This is a genomic window from Psychrobacter sp. NZS113 (assembly GCF_015864825.1).
GTDB lineage: Bacteria > Pseudomonadota > Gammaproteobacteria > Pseudomonadales > Moraxellaceae > Psychrobacter.
Genome location: NZ_JADYWL010000008.1, coordinates 62,306 through 79,542 on the forward strand (window position 1 = coordinate 62,306; position 17,237 = coordinate 79,542).

The window sequence follows — 17,237 nt, forward strand, 5'->3', positions numbered from 1 at the left end:
TTTAAAGCTGGTTATGGGGTTTTTGCATGTATAGTTGATATATTCCATTGCATACAGTCTGTAGAATATAGCGCAAGACAGGATTGAGGATAGCGTTTAACGATGACGGACATCTACTCTTGCTTTAGCATTAGCGGTTTGCTCTTTTACTTTTTCAATTTCAAACAAGAAGGTGCGGTTCTTCAGTACTGCGACAAACACCACACCGCCGACGGTATTACCCACCAACACCACTGCTAAAAATACTAAATAGCGCCATAGGCTGACGGTATTGCCATACAGTAAGGCAGAAAATACCTCAATATTACCCACGATACTGTGATGTAAACCCAAAAATCCGATACTGCCAGTAATGATGGTGACTAAGACAATGCGGCTAAGGGTATCGCGTGCTGAGGTCACAAGCCATGCGGTCACACCCATCATCCAACCTGCCAGTACGGCGCTACCAAATATCACCCACCACGCAAACCCTAAGATATGCTCGGCATAGACATCGATGGCATGGTCTGTAAACAGATGCATATGTAGGCCTAAGCCAACCATTAATGCAGCAAATAGACAGCCGCCAACGATATTGCCCGCAATCACAATGCCCCATAGCCGTAGCAATTTGTGCAGTGGTTCAATTTTATTTAAGACCGGCAAGCTCAAGAGCGAGGTCTGCTCGGTGAATAATAAAGACTGACCAATGACAACGATAATAAAGCCGATCGGATACAGTAGGGATGACAGCACCATGGCATAGTGACTTGGTATCACCTCATTTAGGAGCGCAAACGCCGATAAAATCATAAAGAAACTAATACCAATCTCAAGCCCAGCGGTAAAGGCACTGGTAAAGAGTGAGCCAAGCGAGCGCTCAAACGTTTCTTTGGCGTCCATGACTTGCTCAACTAAGATGCTGGCATAGCTTTTTGCGTGACTCAAATTATCGTCATTGGCGACTTTTTTGATGGTTTCTTTGTCTTCGTCACTGATTTCTTCTGGCAGATCGTTATCTTTTAGGTCTTCAGTGACTTTTGTCTCATTGGTGTTGCCATTAGCTTTGCCATCAACGTTGTCATTAACGTTGTTATTAGAGCTGCTTTCTTGTTGGCCTTCTCTATGACTGTCATCCGCCAAATGCTCATCATCTGTAAATGAGGCTTGCGGGTCTTTTTTATGATTAGTATGACTATCAATATCTTGGGGCACGGTAAGCTCACTGGTTAAAAGATAATAGTTTTGCTATATAGGATGTGTCTAACGTAGAGACAGAAGCTATATTGAGATAGAAGCTATATTCTATCGCATGACGATCGCTGTTTATGTTTAGCATTGAGCTGATTGCTGTTGTTAATTGATTAATAATTTGCTCAAAAACTGCCTTCAGGCTTTATAAATTGCCTTACCATCTAACAAAATCTGCCTATCTGCGTTAAAATCACTCTATTCATGATTTTCCTAATTTTCATATTCGCTTTAATTCAATTAACTTTGATCACATTCAATCAATAAAAGATAATGCCATTATGAGTAACCACAACCTAACCGCCTCTATCCAAGCGGCCTTAAGCCAACTTGAAAACGCCTATAATCCTGCGGAAGTCGAAGCAGGCATGTATCAAGGCTGGGAAGAAAGCGGCTATTTTCAGCCGACTTTTGACAAAGACGAGTCATTTTCTATCGCGCTACCACCGCCGAACGTCACTGGCTCGCTACATATGGGCCATGGTTTTAACAACGCAATCATGGATGCGCTCACCCGTTATCACCGCATGGATGGTGACAATACGCTTTGGCAGCCAGGTACGGATCATGCTGGTATCGCGACTCAAATGGTCGTTGAGCGTCGTTTGGAGGCGCAAGGTATCAAGCGCCGTGATATGACGCGTGAAGACTTCATTGATAAAGTGTGGGAATGGAAAGAAGAGTCGGGTGGCAATATCACTAGCCAAATTCGCCGTTTAGGCAGCTCGGTTGATTGGTCACGTGAGCGCTTTACCATGGATGATGGTCTATCTAACGCGGTAAAAGAAGTGTTCGTACGTCTATTTGACGATGGCCTTATCTATCGTGGTAAGCGTTTGGTCAACTGGGATCCTAAGTTCCAAACCGCGCTGTCTGACCTAGAAGTAGAAAACCACGACGAAAAAGGCAGCTTGTGGCATTTCCGCTATCATTTCACGGATGCAGAGCTAACCACCCAAGATGGTAAAAACTATCTAGTCGTCGCCACCACACGTCCTGAGACTTTGCTTGGTGATACGGCTGTCGCAGTCAATCCTAGCGATGAGCGTTATGCACATTTAGTCGGTAAAACCATTACCTTGCCAATCACGGGTCGCGTCGTGCCTATCGTTGCTGATGATTATGTCGAAAAAGACTTCGGTACGGGCTGCGTAAAAATTACCCCAGCGCATGACTTTAACGATTATGAATTGGGTCGTCGTCATAGCTTGCCATTGATTAACATCCTTGATGAGCGCGCCAATATTTTGCCAGCGATGGAAGTCTATCCTGACTTGCAAACGCGTGAGCCAGAATTAGAGACCACACCAAGCGAGTATGCAGGACTTGAGCGTTTTGCCGCTCGTAAGTTCCTCGTTGAGCAAGCAGGCGAGCAGGGCTGGCTAGAAGATATCGAAGACTACGCACTAAAAGCCCCACGTGCTGAGCGTGGCGGTACGATCGTTGAGCCGTGGTTGACCGATCAGTGGTATGTCGCGGTTAAAGAGCTGGCCAAGCCTGCGATTGACGCGGTAGAAGACGGGAGCATCGAGTTCGTCCCTGCGCAGTACAAAAACATGTATATGTCGTGGATGACCGATCTGCAAGATTGGTGCATCAGCCGTCAGCTGTGGTGGGGACATCGTATCCCTGCATGGTATGACGATGCGACAGGTGAAATCTATGTCGCCCGTGACGAAGCGGAAGTACGTAGCAAGTACAATCTAAGCGACAATATCGTATTGCGCCAAGATAATGACGTGCTCGATACGTGGTTCAGCTCTGGTCTGTGGACGTTCAGTACGCTTGACTGGGCAGACGTCAACGCCGATCCACGCGTGATGGACACCTTTCACCCAACCAGCGTGTTGGTGACAGGTTTTGACATTATCTTCTTTTGGGTTGCCCGCATGATCATGATGACCATGCACTTCGTGAAAAACGAAGATGGTACGCCGCAAGTACCGTTTAAGACCGTCTATGTGCATGGTCTGGTACGTGATGGCAATGGTCAAAAAATGTCAAAATCTAAAGGTAACGTCTTAGATCCGATTGACCTAATCGATGGTATTGATCTGGAAGCGCTGGTAGAAAAACGCACCAGCAATATGATGAATCCAAAAGACGCGGCCAAAATCGAAAAGCAAACGCGTAAAGAGTTCCCAGAAGGCATCCCAGCCTTTGGTACGGATGCACTGCGCTTTACCTTCACATCCTTAGCCAGTACCGGTCGCGATATTAACTTTGATCTAAAGCGTGTCGAAGGCTATCGTAACTTCTGTAATAAAATCTGGAACGCCAGCCGTTTTGTACTCATGAACTGTGTCGATAGCGAAGGTGCTGCCAAGCCTATCGACCAAGCCGCGAATCCTGATGTATGGGAATTACCAGAAAAATGGATCATGAGTCGTCTGAACTCTACCGTTGCCGATATCCATCAGCATTTCGCCCAGTATCGTCTGGATATGGTCAGCCAAGATATCTATGAGTTTATCTGGAACGAGTACTGTGATTGGTACGTTGAGCTTGCCAAAGCCAGTCTAAATGATGACTCGGTATCGGACGAGCGTAAAGCGCAAATTCGCTATGTGCTGCTGCATGTACTAGAGACAGCGCTACGCTTTAGCCATCCAATCATGCCGTATCTGACCGAGCAAATCTGGCAGACTGTGGCGCCATTACTAGGTCGCAAAAACACCGATAGCATCGTAGTCGCTGACTATCCAAAAACGGATGAGGCACAAATCAGTGAGCAAGTTGAGGCGGATATGGCGTGGCTACAAGAGTTAATTGCTAGTGTCCGTAACATCCGTGGTGAGATGAAACTGGGCAACGCCGTACGTCTGCCAGTATTGCTACAAAATATCTCTCTAGCAGAAGACGAGCGTCTCTCACGTATCGCCAATCAGTTTAAAGCACTTGCCAAAGTCGATAGCTTAACCATCCTAAAAGAAGGCGATGAGGTGCCACTGTCATCATCAAGTATGGTCGGTCAGCTACGGGTACTCGTACCGATGAAAGGTCTGATTGATCCAACGGCTGAGCTGGCTCGTTTGGGTAAGTCATATGATAAGTTGAAAGGTCAAGCCGAAGGCATCGCGCGTAAGTTAGGTAATGAAGGCTTTATGAGTAAAGCCCCTGCGGAAGTGGTCGATGCTGAGAAAGCGAAACTGGCTGAGCTAGAAGGGCAGTTGACCGCGATGACGGCGCAGATGGAGCAGTTGAAAGCGTTGTAAATAAAGCGTAAGTATCTATAGTAATAAAGAACGCTGTCACATTTGTGATGGCGTTTTTTATTGTCTACTGGTTAGTTCTTTAACTAACTCTTATTACTAATAAATACTAAATATTTGTGTGCTATTATTTGTAGTCTATTGAGATGAGCTCGAATATATCTTTGAAAGTTGCAAAAAGTATCGTTAGTAAAACGCCTACAGAAATAGTCAATGCTAAACTGGCTGAGAAAAATAGCAGTTGATGGCGATGATAATGCAGATTGCAGATTGTAGAATTAAGTAATGTATAAAGTACGTTTTTAATAAATATATATTGAGTAATAATTTTTACTTAAATTTATTTCGATAAATAATTGACAGGAATGCTATGAATAAATATCTTCATAAGGTTAATAGTAATGAATTAGACACGAAAGTAAGTATAACTTCTATAAACAGAATTATAGTAGGAGGGTTACATGGAAGTAAAAATCTAAATATCGATATTTATGATAATTGTTTGATTGTTGTGGGTGATAACGGATTTGGTAAGACCAGTCTACTTAATATGTTTTATGCAATATTTAGTGGGAATATAAAATATTTAAAAGATGTAAACTTCGAATTTATAAGAATTTTTTATAAGGTTGGAAAGAATGCTGTTTCTGAGCAGATGACAATTAATAAAAAAGAATTAGATCTTCTTGAATACTTCCATAGTGAAATTATATATAGAGATAATAAAAATTCACAACTTGCAAGTAGGTGGCATAATTTTAAAAGTAAAAAAGTAATTCAACGTAGCTTATTTGATGAGTATGAGAAAAAAATTAGTTTAGATTATTTGGATCAAGAAAATTATGAATCTATACATAAAGAAGAATTATTATATAAATATAAGGAGATTATTAAAAAACTAGAATATACTCGAAAAAAATTAGGTTTTGATACATTGTTTTTACCAACTTATCGTAGAATTGAGCAGAGATTAGAGTATTTTGGCATTGAAGAGGTAGAAGGGATTGATATTAATTTTGGTATGAATGATGTAAAGAATGCTATCAAAGATATCACTGATAAAATAATTCAATCTTCAATAGATTGGATTTCTAAGGTGAACGGACAAATGATTAATGAAATTCTTAACCACGAAGATAATGTAACTTATTTTGATACTCACGATCAGAATATTATTAGAAAGACTTTAGGGAGAATAGATGAAAAATATCTAAGTGAAAGTAGCAAGGATAGAATATTTAATTTGATAGATAGCGGAGAGATATATAGTAATAGTACATTAGTTTATTTTTTAAATAATATGCTGAAATTGCACGATTATCAGAATAAAAGTGACAATAAATTAATAAAATTCTCCCAAATCTGCAATAAATATCTCAAAAATAAAAAGATATATTATGATGAAATAAAGGTAAGTTTAGATATATTAAAACTAGATGGTGAAAGAGAGGAAAGTATTGACTTTAATCTTTTAAGTTCAGGTGAAAAACAAATAATATCTATATTTGCAAGGTTGATCTTAACAGAAGACAAGAATATAGCTGTTATATTTGATGAGCCTGAAATATCTATTTCTATAACATGGCAAAAAATGATCTTGGAAGATATCTATAAACTGGAAAACTGTGGTTTTCTAATTGCTTCAACGCACTCACCATTCGTATTTTCTAACGGATTAAAAAAATATACTATTGACATCGAAGAAAGGATAGGGTGTTAGTTAATGAATAAAGTGGAAGAAATGTTGTTAGAAACTGAAGACTCTTCTGTTCTATTCAAAGAGTTTATGAGTATAACAAAAACGAAAGCTTATAGAGATAAAGACATAGTTATTTGTATTTTTGAAGGAGACGAAGATTTTAGTTTTTATAATGTCAAAGTAAAGTCAATATTAAATACTGGGACTGAAAAAATAGTTAGTAATGGCATTGATAAATCTTATGATTTACTGAAAGCTATTAATGATAGTAGTTATTATTCTCAACATTCATTTATATCTTTTTTAGATTCAGATTTTTACTTAAATTGTAGTCATATTTTAATGTCTGATAATAGGGTGTTTAGACTAAATAAATATAGCATTGAAAATTTTTATATAACTGATCAATTTTTTATAAATGTTTTAGATGGTTTGACAAATTTAGTAAAAAAACGTACAGAAGAAGATGGAGAGCTTGAAGAAAACTCAGATTACCTGATAGTAAATAGATACATTGTTTCTGAAAAAAATAGGTTCCTGATGCTGGTTCGAGATTACATGATATGTTTGAGAGCTATTGTTACGAATGATTTAAATATAAAATTTCGTAATTCTGATGATGTTATAGATAAGATTGTTAAGAATTATAACCAGAAGATTATAAATGATGGAGTTATTGACACATCCTTTTTCAACAAACTATTTCCTATAAGTATAGATCAGTATAATAAGGAAAAAATAGAAAGCAGATTTTCTGAAAACGATGAATATTTTGATAGGTACGGAATTGTAAAATCCTATAGAGGTAAAGAGTTGCTTTATATTTCTTATAAAGTCCTAAATAGCTTGAAAAATAAATTTTGCCAAAATGATGTAGAGTTATCAGAAGATTTTAAATTCAGTAAACAATTAAGTCTTAATGATTTTATTAACGATTTTTCTATATATACAGAAGAACCAGAAGGTCTGAGGTTATTTCTAGAGGACTTTAAAAGTAGGTATCTAACATATTAATAGATTCTGTACCATATATTCAGTTTATTTGATCTATCAGTGTGTATACAAAATATTTAATTTTATATCTGCTATTAATCATCTCGCCGTGGGACAATAACGACTTAGTGGAATAACGCATTAAGGTTCGATAGAAACAGATGTTAGCTGCTTATAATAGCTTGACCCCAAAATAAAAAACCGCTCCAGCACACGCTGTAGCGGTTTTTTAATGTCAGTAATTAGTCTATTATCTTTAAAGGAATAACACTTTAAAGTTAAAGTAAGGAACACCATGAACCATCTCACCGTCGGACAACGCTCGCCTTTAAGCAATCTTGCTATTGACGATACCGCACCCATCACGCTTAAGTTCATTCGCCAAAGCCCAATAGAGATGGACATCAGCTGCTTTGCCTTAGACGCAGCGGGAAAACTGATTAATGATGATTACATGGTGTTTTATAATCAGCCAACCTCACCTTGTGGGCAAATCAAGCTCACCCATTACGAGTCGCAGCCAACGGTGAGTAAAGGTATCCAAGCTGAGTTTGAAGTTAACTTATCCAAACTGGCTACCAATATAGACAGCTTGTTTTTTGTGTTATCAGCTGACACGCCGCTTAATCAAATTCAATCGTTAGAGATTGGCATTTGGCAGCAATCGCAAAAAGTACAGGCAGAGTATCAAGCAGCAGACTTTGCCCAGCAGCAAGCCAGTATGCTGATGCAACTGTATCGTAAGAGTGGCGTTTGGCGAGTATCTAACGTCGCGCAAGGCTTTAATGGTGGACTTGCCGCCATTGTGCAGCATTTCGGTGGTGACGTAGAAGAGAGTAGCCCGCAAGCAGCAGCCGTAACCGCAGCGCCAGTTAAAGCAAAACCTTCATTAGAAAAGGTCATGCTAGACAAAGCGCCAAAACTGGTCAATCTGGCCAAAAAAGCCACGATATCGCTTGAGAAACGCCAATTGCAGCAATTAACCGCAAAGGTAGCATTGGTGCTAGATGCCTCAGGCTCAATGAACAGACAGTACAAAAAAGGCCGGGTGCAAGAGGTAGTCAATCGCATATTGCCATTGGCAGTGAGCTTTGATGATGACCAAGCATTAGACTGTTGGGCGTTTGCCCGTGATCCGCAGTATTTGGGCGAGATTGGGCTGAGCAACTATGACGGTTTTATTGATAACGCTCATGGCGGCTGGCGCAAATGGGCACTTGGCCCACGTATCAACAATGAAGCAGAGGTCATGAAAGCCGTGACGGAGTTTTATCAAAAAGACGGCTTGGATGTGCCCATCTACGTGCTATTTATCAGTGATGGTGGGGTCAATGACAATCGCGGTATCACGAGAGTCATGACAGAAGCCGCGAAACTACCGATATTTTGGCAGTTTGTGGGCTTGGGTGGTCGTGGTTATGGCATCCTAAAAAAACTAGACGATATGGAAGGGCGCGTGATTGATAATTGCGACTTTTTTGAACTTGATGATTTGGATGACATTAGCGAAGAAGCCTTGTATGAAAACATGCTAGAAGAGTTTCCAATGTGGCTAAAAGAAGCCAAGCAGCTTGGGATAGTGACTGGCGGTAACTAATAACCAGTCGATAAACACCTAGAACTAATAACCAGTCGATAAATACCTAGATAGGTATCCATAAAGGTAACGCAAGAGATAGGTTTGGTCGTTTATTTACCCATCACTAACCAAACCTACTTATCTATAGCAAAAACCTCATATAAATAGTCTTGTACAATTTTCGGTGATATTGCATGCTTAATGGCTTGTATAGGTAGCTACTCATAAAAATCAGTAGCCACTCACTTCTATCGCTGAACTGTCTAACAACATGGCTTCTATGACCAATAATAAAAAAACGTTCTATTACCGTCCCAAAACCAATCAATCAAAGAACCCTACCGTACGTTGGCTGTTTTTGACGTTAGGTTGGCTATTTTTTGTATTGGGAATAGTGGGGGCGTTACTACCAGTAATGCCCACCGCGCCATTTATATTGCTAGCAGCAGGGTGCTGGGCGCGTAGCTCAAGGCGTTTTCATTTTTGGCTGATCAATCATAAGTTTTTTGGGAAGTTTGTCCGTGATTGGGAAAATAATCATGCAGTACCTTTCTATGCCAAGTGGTTAGCCACGATAATGATGGCAATATCGACATCTATATTATTTTATCGTTTACCTGCTGATATGATGTGGATGGCATGGGCGGTAGCGGCGGTCTGTAGTGGGGTAGCGGTGTATTTGTTCCGATTACCAAATGCCTAAAAAACAGTGAAAATAGGTCAAAAAACAGCGAAAAAAGGCCTCCAGTTACACGAAATCTCAGATAGGACTTGCGAAATCAGGATGTTCGACTTATAATATGCCCAAGCTTAAGAGCAGTTCTGCACCAAATCATTACCTCGTAGTATTAGTTATAATCCTTCGTTTTAATATTTATCGTTCAGTAGCTATTTGCAAGCGTTACCGGTCACTAGGCCATTAATAAATTTAAAAGTAGGATTATATTATGTCAGACGTTCAAAAAGGTACAGTTAAGTGGTTCAACGAAGCTAAAGGTTTCGGTTTTATCGCTCCAGAAACTGGCGCAGACGTTTTTGCTCATTACAGCGAAATCACTGGTTCAGGCTTCAAAACTTTAGCTGAAGGCCAAGAAGTTGAGTTCACTGTAACTCAAGGTCAAAAAGGCCCACAAGCACATAACATCGTTGCTATCTAATTTGTCTTTATAGACAGATAGATGAATAGATGTAAAAAAAGCGAACCTTCGGGTTCGTTTTTTTTCGTCTATCATTTGATATGAGCCATTAAATATCATATGGTTCTGAAGTCAAAGTTTAGAATTAAAAATGCCTACGTACTATTTTGATAGTCGTAGGCATTTCTCTTTTTAGAGAGTGTAGTGAATCTATCAGATAGAGCTAATAGCAATATTAATCAGGCCACCGCCGATGATTAACCAAGCAAACATAATAGCACCCAAGATGAGTGGCTTCACGCCAGCTTGTTTAATAGCACTCAGGTGAGTCGTCAATCCCAGTGCAAACATAGCCATCGTCAGCAAAACATCATCAAACTTGACCATACTTCGCTCAAAGCTGTCAGACATCGGCACCCACGTGTGCAATACAACGATAAGAATAAAAATAAAGGCGAACCATGGCACATTGACTTGTTTGATACGGTCTATAAATGACAGTGTCTCGCCATGACTGTCATTGTCACCCTTGGTTAAAGCAAAAGATAAAATCAGTAGAAAAGGAGCGAGCATCATCACGCGTATCATTTTGGTCACGACGGCTGTATTACCAACCTCAGGATTGATCGCGTTACCTGCGACCACGACTTGTGCCACTTCGTGTATGGTCGAGCCAGTGTAAATGCCGTATTGTTGAGCATTTAGCCAAGGCTGCAACCAACCGAGATGATATAAGAATGGATATAGCAGCATTGCAATAGTGCCAAAGACGACGACGGTCGCTACAGCGATAGTGACCTTATGTGCTTCTGCTTTGACCACTGGCTCTGCGGCAATGACTGCTGCTGCTCCGCAAATACTAGCGCCTGAGCCAATCAATAGAGTTGTTTTTTTATCGACTTTTAGCCATCTCGTTCCTAGCCAATAGGTCAATAAAAAGGTCGATGTCAGTACCAAAGCATCGGTCATGATCGCTGGCATACCCACGCTAGCCACTTGGGTCATCGTCAGCTTAAACCCATAAAACATAATCGCTAAGCGCAAGATTTGACCTTTGGCAAAGCATACGCCAGCATTTAGCTGCTCAGCGAAATTAGGATACACCGTATTACCCAATAGCATACCGAACAAAATCGCCAATGTTAAAGAAGATAATCCGACGATGCGCCCGTTCGACCAAGTGTCTAGACCATTATTGAGCCATAAACAAAATAAGCTACCGACCAGCACCACGACTAATCCTGCTAAGTGCCGATTGCTGGGAAAGTAACGATTCACTGAGTGGGTAAAAGCATGCATGACAGACCTATCCTATTATCGCTAATCGAAATAAGCATAAACTTATGAATAGACAGTATAAGACAAGCTGATTTATAATAAAAACAGATTAATAAGATACAAACTATCGATTTTTTAGGTTAATGCTGACTATCTAAAGTTAATAAAAAAGATATTAAGATCGAACAAAGATAGGTATAGCGAATAAAACAGGCTAAAAACTGACATAAGGCATCATGAACTAATGAAAAAAGCGATGCAGACGCTACCAAAGATTACGCTAAAGCAATTGGCGGTATTTGTGAGTATTTATCAGACGGGCAGCACCAGCCGTGCCAGTGAAGAGCTGCATTTATCACAGTCAGCAGTCAGTAGCGCGCTGACTGAGCTTGAATCTAGATTGCAAATGCCGTTGTTTGAGCGCGTTGGGCGACGGCTCAATCAGCATCCCAATGCCCATCCCATTTATGTGCAAGCGCAAGCGATCTTGGGTCAGTCATTAACGCTTGAGCATTATCATAAGCACCAAGCAGGACAGATTCATATTGGCGCGAGTACCACCATAGGCAACTATGTATTGCCACCGCTGCTGGCTAAATTATATAAAGCACTGCCAGATGCGAGTGTGAACACCTATATTGCCAATACCCAAGAAGTGGTCGCCGAGGTTGAGCAACTCAATATCGATATTGCCCTAGTAGAAGGGATGCCGCGTCCGACAGATATGAAAGCCATTGAACAACGAGAATGGCGAACGGACAAGTTAATGATATTTGCCAAGCGCGATAGTCAGTGGCTAGTAGATATAGCATCCTATAATGATGCGGGCGATTGCTACGAGCTTAGTATTGAACAACTGGCACGATTGCCATTACTGGTGCGAGAGACAGGCTCTGGTACGCGGCAAATTATCGATGAGCAGTTGCTAAAGCATTTACCCGATGCGGACGTCATTATGGCGATTCAACAATCAGAAGCCATCAAGCATATGGTCAGTGCCGATATTGGATTGGGTTGTTTGTCGCAGTATGTGATTGAGCCAGAGCTGGCAGCAGGTACATTGGTACAAGTGAATGTGGCAGGAATTGATCTGTCACGGACATGGTGGCTAGTCTGGCATAAAGCTCGCCATCAGAGCCCCATTTGGCAGACCTTCATTGATATTTTGACATCAGAATAAGGGTCATAGTGTTAAAGACAGACAATAAAAAGCGTCTCATAGTACATGCTATGAAACGCTTTTTTAAGGGCTATTTTTAATACAAGCCACTTAGTTTAAACCTCGTTAACCAAACTTTGAAACGTAAGCTATTTTGAGACAGGTTTATCCAGTCTAACCACCAAGCTGTCACAAGGCACGTTTGGTAAGATGTTATCTGCAGTGGCACCGCTTAACCAAGCGACAATACCATGGCGTTCGTGACGACCGATGACCAATAAATCCACATCGTGCTTATGACAATAGTTGACGATACCTTCACTATTTGAGATAGCAGTGGTTACTTCAGACGTAACGGCATTTAATTGGTTGCGATCCAAAAACTCTGCCAGTTTGGCTCGGGCTTCTTGGCAGCGTTCGTCATCAATCTCATCGTACAAGCTAGAGGCTGGCACCAGCTCATAGCCAAAACCAACCATCGTATCTTTGACAATATGCAATACCGATAACTTAGAGCCAGGACGATTATCGACGATACGTTTGGCCTTTTGGGCAACCACGTCAGCATCAGATAACAAGTCGGTAACCAGTAATATATGTTGATAACTCATGAGCGATTCCTCGTGGCAGGTAGTCTTCACTATAGCACTACCTATGGTTGCTGTTAAGTAGTTCTGGGCTGTCATTGCCTAAATAATTGACTACTCTGGTACAGGCTGATCGAGCTTCACTACTAGACTGTCGCAAGGCACGTTTGGCAATATACTGTCTGCCGTTGCTCCCATCAACCAAGCGGCAATACCGTGGCGCTCATGGCGTCCGATAATGAGTAAATCGACGGCATTTTCTTGGCAGTAATTGACGATGCCTTTGCTGTTGGAGATAGCGGCAGTCACCTCGGAGTTGGCTGCGTTGAGCTCATTGTACTCTAAGAACTGTGCTAACTTTGCTCGAGCTTCTTGCCAGTGCTCGCCATCGACATCACCTGACAGACTAGAGGCAGGTACTAACTCATACCCAAAGCGTACCATATCATCCTCAACGATATGTAAGACTGACAGTCTCGCTTCAGGAGAGCCTGCAAGAATGCGCTTGGCTTTTAGAGCAACTTCGTTCGCATCAGGCAATAAGTCTGTCACTAATAAAACATGTCGGTAGCTCATCAGGTGCTCCTAATTAGTAGTTCACTTTATAGTAACAGTGACGCACGCCTTTGTTAAGGGCTAAAACCACTATTTAATTGTGGTAATGACTGGATCTGGATAAGGTACTGTCGGTTTTGATAGCAACGTTTGATAGAACGGTTTCGATAAAGAAGGCTTAACAATGAAAGTTTTGATAACTGAGGTTTGCACAAAAAGGCTTTAACAGAAAGGCTTCTAGTAAAAAGTCGGCAAAGCAGTCTGTTATTGCCAGATGGCTGGCTTGACTTATGACCGTGCGAACCCCATCTATTTTCGTTAGGCAAATTCTTTTTAATTGATACAGCTGTCATTTCTCATAATGTATCGGTATATGCCATTAAATTTGAATATTACTCATAGGTTAATCACAATAATACTCACAATATTTTATATGAATAGCATATAAAAACGACACTACGATAAGTATTACATTCACCATCACTATTTATCTATTGTTTACCCTAATTTTATTTTATCGCTGATGACTTCATTGATAGGTTAAATGGCATATTTAGATAAAACTGGGCAATCCATAAGGACAATTATGACCGACACGTTATTTACTGCAGATTTAACTTTGCACCCTGCATTTGAGTTAATTGAACACCGCCACATTGACGCGCTGTCGATGGATGTATTAATAAGCCAACACGTCAAAACAGGCGCAATGCATTATCACTTGGCGCATTCAAGTGACGAAAATGCCTTTTTGGTTGGCTTTCGTACTCAGCCAATGGACTCAAAAGGGGAGGCCCATGTATTAGAGCACGTGGCGCTATGTGGCTCTGAAAAATTCCCTGTCCGTGATCCGTTTTTCTCAATGATTAAACGTTCGCTCAATACCTTTATGAATGCGATGACTGCCGCTGATTGGACGGCTTATCCGTATGCAACGCAAAATAAAAATGACTACTTCAACTTGCTTGCTGTCTATCTTGATGCCTCGTTTTTTCCTAGTATTCATCCGCTCGACTTTGCTCAAGAGGGCATCCGTGTTGAGTTAGATGAAAATGACAAGCCGCAATTTAAGGGTATTGTCTTTAACGAGATGAAGGGTGCAATGAGCGGTGAGATTGACCAGTTGTATCATACGGTCGCTCATCATTTGTTCCCGACGACGACGTATCACTATAATTCAGGCGGTGATCCTGCCGAGATCCCAGACTTGACGCACACTGAGCTGGTTGAGTTTCATCAGAGCCATTATCACCCATCGAACAGCGTGATTATGAGCTTTGGTAATATTCCAGTTGCTGAAACGCAAGCCAAAATACACGAAGATGCTTTGACTCGGTTTGAAGCGGGCAAAAAACATGTATCGCGTCCAGAGCAGCGTTTGTCTGCGCCCGTTAGTGCGGTAGATACTTATACAGCTGATGAAGCTGGCCCAGATCAAACTCATCATGTCGTGGCGTGGTTATTACCATCGATTACCGATCCCAAGCAGCGTTTGGCATTACGTTTATTAGAAGGCGTATTGGTTGAGCATGCTGGCTCGCCGCTGCGTGCCTATCTTGACAGCCATCCACTGGGTAAAGCGCCAAGTCCACTATTGGGACTCGATGATAGTCATTACGAGATGGCCTTTTATACGGGTCTACGCGGATCAAACCCTGAGCATGCCGAAGCAGTAGAACAGGGCATTATTGATTTACTCACGGAAGTGGCTAGCTCGCCAGTCGATGATGAAACCATCGAAACTATTTTGCACCAGATCGAGATTGATCAGCGTCATATCGGCGGTGATAGTATCCCTTATGGTCTGAACCTTATGTTAGAAGGGTTTAGTACCGCCATTCATGACGGTAATCCTATTGATGTGTGGGAAGTTGATGAGCATTTGCAGTGGCTGCGTGAGCAAGTAAAAGATGCACAGTGGCTACCGAATTTAATCAAAACCCATCTGTTAGACAATCAACATCGTGTCCGCGTTACTCTGACACCTGATAGTGAAAAAACAGCCCGTCTTGCCGCCGCTGAGCAGACTCGTCTGGATACTATCGCGATGGATTTGACTGCTGATGACAAAGATATCTTGCACAAACAAGCATTGGATTTAGCAGCACGCCAAGCGGCACCTGATGATTTAAGCTTATTGCCAAAAGTTGGTCTAGAAGACGTGCCAACGGATATTAGCTTTAAACAAGGCACGCAGAAATCAGTCAATTTGAGCGGGCAAGAAAGCACTTTATTTGAATATGAAGCGGGTACTAACGGTATCTATTACTATCAAGTGATCATCCCGTTGACCGATGCGATTGGTAAGGCTAACAGTGATGAGCTGCCAGTCAATGACGTGATTAATCATCCATTACTGCCTATCTATTTAAGTCTGTTGTCAGAGTTAGGAACGGATACGCTAAGTGCTCATGAAATGCAAGCCAAGCAAGCGGCGCATTCATCAGGGGTCACGGCTCGTATCAGCCAACGTACCAATGTTGATGATAGCCAAGCGATTAGCAGCTATTTCGTCGTGGCAACGCGTGCGCTTAATCGTAAGCCTGAAGCGATTGATTTGCTCAAAGAAGTGATGGAGCACAGTATCTTTTCTGAGCATGACCGTATCAAAGAAATCTTGCAGCAGCGTCAAGCAGGTTGGCAGTCAAACCTTGCAGGTTCTGGGCATTCTTATGCCATGCAAACCGCCAGTCGTGGTATGAGTCGTCAAGCACAGTTAGAATATGTGCGCAGCGGTCTACCAGCATTAAACGCGCTAAAAGACTTCCTAACGCATGCCAGTACGGATGATGCACAGTGGGATAAATTGGCCACCAGCTTGATGGATTTACATCAACGCTTGATCAGCTTACCTAAGCACGCCGTTATCATCTGTGAAGCTGAGCAAAGCGAACGCTTAAGCGGCTTGATTGTCGATAGTTGGAAAGACAGCCAAGCGCCAAGGATTGCCGAGCAGCTCCGCAATTCTGATACGAGTATTGAAGACAGTGTCCCGAGCGAGTTTGCAGATTTGCAACTTGATACAGCGCTGAACGGTGAGAAAGACGCGGTCAAAGCACTAGAAAGTGGTGTGGCGCTCGATGTTGAGGATTTGGCTTGGCTAGTACCAACCAACGTCTACCATAATGCCAGTGCTTATACCGTTCCAGCAGCCGACCATCCTGACACGGCAGCCTTGATGGTATTGGCGCCTTACTTACGCAACGGCTATCTACATAGTGCCATTCGTGAACGCGGCGGTGCTTATGGTGGCGGTGCGGGTTACGATGCCAATGCGTGTGCCTTCAAGTTCTTTAGCTATCGTGATCCACAATGCGCTGAGACCTTTGCTCACTTTGATGCCAGTATCGAATGGTTATTGAATGAACCTCAGACCGACGAGCAGTTAGAAGAAGCCATCTTAGGTATTATCTCAGGTATGGATAAGCCGGGTTCTCCAGCTGGTGAGGCTGTCAAAGCGTGCTTTGCGAATCTGCATCATCGCGGTGTCGATTGGCAGCGTAAAATGCGTGCGTCAATATTGGCAGTGACGATTGCTGATATACAGCGCGTTGCCAAGCAATATCTGCAAGGGCAGGGTCATGTGCGTGCAGTATTAGCGCCTTATGATAAAGAAGACGCCGTTAAAAATCTTGGCTTTAACGTTTGCAAAATAAAGAGCTAATATCGCTTTTTAACTAAGCGCTAGATATTTAAATGAAAGCCAGATCTTGATAGTGAGCATTAAACAAGCAGACAATACTGAATTATTGTCTGCTTTTATTTTGTCTGCAAATAATTTAAGATGGGGCTAATTTTATATTAGC

General features: G+C 41.8%; 12 protein-coding genes. 8 read left to right on the plus strand and 4 right to left on the minus strand.

The genetic code is table 11. The annotated features are described in order from the left end of the window. Nucleotides 1–96 precede the first annotated feature (96 nt). Complete coding sequence (locus I6E61_RS12020; protein ID WP_320158591.1) at nucleotides 97–1,197, minus strand: formate/nitrite transporter family protein; 1,101 nt, start codon at nucleotides 1,195–1,197, stop codon at nucleotides 97–99. A 317-nt stretch (nucleotides 1,198–1,514) separates the two neighbouring features. Here I6E61_RS12020 and I6E61_RS12025 point away from each other — a divergent pair, with 317 nt between their 5' ends. The 6 genes from I6E61_RS12025 to I6E61_RS12050 all read left to right on the plus strand — a co-directional run bounded on the left by I6E61_RS12025 (nucleotide 1,515) and on the right by I6E61_RS12050 (nucleotide 9,873). Beyond that, the gene (locus I6E61_RS12025; protein ID WP_197135001.1) at nucleotides 1,515–4,448 is read left to right on the plus strand and encodes a valine--tRNA ligase; all 2,934 of its coding nucleotides are present in this window, start codon (nucleotides 1,515–1,517) and stop codon (nucleotides 4,446–4,448) included. Nucleotides 4,449–4,815: 367 nt separating this feature from the next. Then, nucleotides 4,816–6,165 carry an AAA family ATPase gene (locus tag I6E61_RS12030; RefSeq protein WP_197135002.1) on the plus strand — a complete coding sequence of 450 codons (1,350 nt, stop codon included), beginning with the start codon at nucleotides 4,816–4,818 and terminating at the stop codon, nucleotides 6,163–6,165. A gap of 3 nt (nucleotides 6,166–6,168) precedes the next feature. Further along, complete coding sequence (locus I6E61_RS12035; protein WP_197135003.1) at nucleotides 6,169–7,158, plus strand: DUF4435 domain-containing protein; 990 nt, start codon at nucleotides 6,169–6,171, stop codon at nucleotides 7,156–7,158. 274 nt (nucleotides 7,159–7,432) lie between these two features. Further along, complete coding sequence (locus I6E61_RS12040; RefSeq protein ID WP_197135004.1) at nucleotides 7,433–8,734, plus strand: VWA domain-containing protein; 1,302 nt, start codon at nucleotides 7,433–7,435, stop codon at nucleotides 8,732–8,734. Between the two features lie 262 nt (nucleotides 8,735–8,996). After that, nucleotides 8,997–9,419: a YbaN family protein gene (locus tag I6E61_RS12045; RefSeq protein WP_197135005.1), complete on the plus strand. Its 423-nt coding sequence runs from the start codon at nucleotides 8,997–8,999 to the stop codon at nucleotides 9,417–9,419. Nucleotides 9,420–9,663: 244 nt separating this feature from the next. Continuing rightward, nucleotides 9,664–9,873 (plus strand): cold-shock protein, encoded by a 210-nt coding sequence (locus tag I6E61_RS12050; RefSeq protein ID WP_045453470.1) that lies wholly within the window; start codon nucleotides 9,664–9,666, stop codon nucleotides 9,871–9,873. 192 nt (nucleotides 9,874–10,065) lie between these two features. Here the strand turns inward: I6E61_RS12050 and I6E61_RS12055 are convergent, their stop codons facing one another. Continuing rightward, nucleotides 10,066–11,151, minus strand: a complete 1,086-nt coding sequence (locus I6E61_RS12055; protein ID WP_197135006.1) for a YeiH family protein — start codon at nucleotides 11,149–11,151, stop codon at nucleotides 10,066–10,068. A gap of 223 nt (nucleotides 11,152–11,374) precedes the next feature. Between I6E61_RS12055 and I6E61_RS12060 the strand changes: the two genes are divergently transcribed. Beyond that, the gene (locus I6E61_RS12060; protein WP_197135007.1) at nucleotides 11,375–12,310 is read left to right on the plus strand and encodes a LysR substrate-binding domain-containing protein; all 936 of its coding nucleotides are present in this window, start codon (nucleotides 11,375–11,377) and stop codon (nucleotides 12,308–12,310) included. 128 nt (nucleotides 12,311–12,438) lie between these two features. Here the strand turns inward: I6E61_RS12060 and I6E61_RS12065 are convergent, their stop codons facing one another. Both I6E61_RS12065 and I6E61_RS12070 read right to left on the minus strand, forming a co-directional pair. Next, nucleotides 12,439–12,900 (minus strand): universal stress protein, encoded by a 462-nt coding sequence (locus tag I6E61_RS12065; RefSeq protein WP_197135008.1) that lies wholly within the window; start codon nucleotides 12,898–12,900, stop codon nucleotides 12,439–12,441. 90 nt (nucleotides 12,901–12,990) lie between these two features. Continuing rightward, on the minus strand, nucleotides 12,991–13,452 hold the full coding sequence (locus I6E61_RS12070) for a universal stress protein (RefSeq protein WP_197135009.1): 462 nt from the start codon (nucleotides 13,450–13,452) through the stop codon (nucleotides 12,991–12,993). Nucleotides 13,453–14,017: 565 nt separating this feature from the next. Here I6E61_RS12070 and I6E61_RS12075 point away from each other — a divergent pair. Continuing rightward, nucleotides 14,018–17,095 (plus strand): insulinase family protein, encoded by a 3,078-nt coding sequence (locus I6E61_RS12075; protein ID WP_197135010.1) that lies wholly within the window; start codon nucleotides 14,018–14,020, stop codon nucleotides 17,093–17,095. The last annotated feature ends 142 nt before the right edge of the window (nucleotides 17,096–17,237 follow it).

Coding starts and splice junctions, on each gene's coding strand:
- I6E61_RS12025 (WP_197135001.1), top strand. CDS start 1,515: ATGAGTAACCACAACCTAACCGCCTCTATCCAAGCGGCCTTAAGCCAA.
- I6E61_RS12030 (WP_197135002.1), top strand. CDS start 4,816: ATGAATAAATATCTTCATAAGGTTAATAGTAATGAATTAGACACGAAA.
- I6E61_RS12035 (WP_197135003.1), top strand. CDS start 6,169: ATGAATAAAGTGGAAGAAATGTTGTTAGAAACTGAAGACTCTTCTGTT.
- I6E61_RS12040 (WP_197135004.1), top strand. CDS start 7,433: ATGAACCATCTCACCGTCGGACAACGCTCGCCTTTAAGCAATCTTGCT.
- I6E61_RS12045 (WP_197135005.1), top strand. CDS start 8,997: ATGACCAATAATAAAAAAACGTTCTATTACCGTCCCAAAACCAATCAA.
- I6E61_RS12050 (WP_045453470.1), top strand. CDS start 9,664: ATGTCAGACGTTCAAAAAGGTACAGTTAAGTGGTTCAACGAAGCTAAA.
- I6E61_RS12055 (WP_197135006.1), bottom strand. CDS start 11,151: ATGCATGCTTTTACCCACTCAGTGAATCGTTACTTTCCCAGCAATCGG.
- I6E61_RS12060 (WP_197135007.1), top strand. CDS start 11,375: ATGAAAAAAGCGATGCAGACGCTACCAAAGATTACGCTAAAGCAATTG.
- I6E61_RS12065 (WP_197135008.1), bottom strand. CDS start 12,900: ATGAGTTATCAACATATATTACTGGTTACCGACTTGTTATCTGATGCT.
- I6E61_RS12070 (WP_197135009.1), bottom strand. CDS start 13,452: ATGAGCTACCGACATGTTTTATTAGTGACAGACTTATTGCCTGATGCG.
- I6E61_RS12075 (WP_197135010.1), top strand. CDS start 14,018: ATGACCGACACGTTATTTACTGCAGATTTAACTTTGCACCCTGCATTT.